The organism is Mycolicibacterium vaccae NBRC 14118 = CIP 105934, from assembly GCF_001552715.1.
Classification (GTDB): domain Bacteria; phylum Actinomycetota; class Actinomycetes; order Mycobacteriales; family Mycobacteriaceae; genus Mycobacterium; species Mycobacterium vaccae.
Genome location: NZ_BCRS01000326.1, coordinates 1 through 1,791, shown reverse-complemented (window position 1 = coordinate 1,791; position 1,791 = coordinate 1). Strand labels below are relative to the sequence as shown.

Here is a 1,791-nt window from a genome sequence, read left to right as displayed (position 1 = left end):
CCGCCCGCGCCGAACAGGCCGGCGTTGCCTCCGTCGCCGCCCTTGCCGTCGTTGTAGCCGAGCAGGCCGGCGCCGCCGACGCCGCCGTTGCCGATGAATCCCCCTTGCCACCGGCGCCGCCGAACGCGCCCGCACCGCCGTTGCCCCACAGCAGGCCGCCGTTTCCGCCCACACAGCCGGCCGTGCAGGAGGGATCCAGATCAAGCGCGCTCAGCCCGTTGCCGATCAGCAGGCCTCCGGGGCCGAACAGCGGCAGTGCAGTGCCCGCGCCGTCGACCGGCACGGCACGCGAGCCCGCGTAGCCGAACCCGACGGCACCGGGCGCGCAGTCGGTCCGTTCGGTGAAGGTGCAGGTCACCGATGACGGCGTGGAGTCGGCCTCGGCGGTCGCCACGCCCATGCTGACCAGGGCTCCGGCGGCGAGCCCCGCGTTGAGGGCTGCGCCACCGGCCAGCCGCTTTGCCAGCGCACGCCGTTCGGCGCGGTTTCGGCGGTGCCGCCCGCCCGTCGTCGGCATTACTGGAATCCGCGGTTGCGCAGACATCAAATGACCCCCCTCAGAATCGAATACGGGGGACCCACCCCCCACGCGGAGAATAGCAAACCCCTGTGGACATTCTGTGCGAATGCTGAATCGGATCTGTTGGCGATATTCGCATCGTCGTCAACGGAATTGAGGGGGTGGACCGCCACGCCGACACGCATGATGTCGACTGCCGCTAATTAATCCCGAGGTCAGCGAGACGTCCACCCGACTGACCACCGGACAGCGGCGATGTCATCACCCAGCCTCGGCGCGCCAAGGTGGAGAGGCATCGACCCTGGTGGGGACAGAGCTTGCTGAACGTTGCCACCGGCGTGTCATCGTGCGAAATCGACGTCCGGGGGGGGGCGGGCGCGGGGCCCGTCAGCCCGAGGAGCCCAGGTACTCCGACTCGAGCACCAGATCGGGCAGCAGCGACTGGTACTCGACGTGGGCTTTGTGCTCGATCGTGTCCCAGCGGGTGCCCTGGTGGTCACGCATGTACCGCCGGTAGCCCGGGGCGCCGGGGATGCGCACGTTGTCGGCGACCACGACGGATCCCGGGTGCAGCCAGCCGCGCTCTTCGACGCTGAGCAGGTCCGGCAGGTACGCGCTCTTGTCGTGGTCGATGAACAGCAGATCGACGCTGCCCGCGGTGACGCCGTGCTCAACGGCCAGCGCGTCGAGGGTGCGCCCGCCGTCGCCGAGGGTGCCGACCACGCAGGTGACCCGGTCGGCCACCCCGGCATGGGTCCAGATGCGGCGCGCGACGTCGGCGTTGGCCGCGGAGAACTCGACCGACAGCACCCGTGCCAACGGCGCCGCGCGGGCGATGCGCAACGCGCTGTACCCGCAGTAGGTGCCGAGCTCGAGCACCAGCGCCGGATCGGTGCGGCGCACCGCGGCGTCGAGCAGCTCGCCCTTCTCCACCCCGACGTTGACCAGCATCGCCTTCTTGTAGGCGAAGGTGTCGATGGCCGACAGCGCCGCGTCGATGTCGCCGGGGCGGGTGTGCCCCTCGACGTAGGCCGCGCAGGCGGCTTCCCGGCCGTCACCGATCTGGCCGGTGCGCACGAATGACGGCATGCCCACCGCCAACCGCACCCACCGCGACAGCGGCAACTTCATGGCGCTCAGCATAGATACGCCGCGCCCCGTCAGTCCGAGCTTGAACCCGAATCCGAACCCGAATCGGACGAGCCAGTGTCCGAGGCGCCGGAATTCCCGGAGGCGCCCCCGCTGCTGCTGCCGAATCCACCGGACCCGCC

Annotated in this window: 1 protein-coding gene and 1 pseudogene; both read right to left on the bottom strand. The window is 70.4% G+C overall.

Annotated features, from left to right (window positions below):
- A pseudogene (locus MVA01S_RS30705) lies at positions 1-517 on the bottom strand (hypothetical protein); the annotation flags it as partial.
- 390 nt (positions 518-907) lie between these two features.
- Positions 908-1,651 carry an O-methyltransferase gene (locus MVA01S_RS29710; RefSeq protein ID WP_086006093.1) on the bottom strand — a complete coding sequence of 248 codons (744 nt, stop codon included), beginning with the start codon at positions 1,649-1,651 and terminating at the stop codon, positions 908-910.
- Between the last annotated feature and the right edge of the window lie 140 nt (positions 1,652-1,791).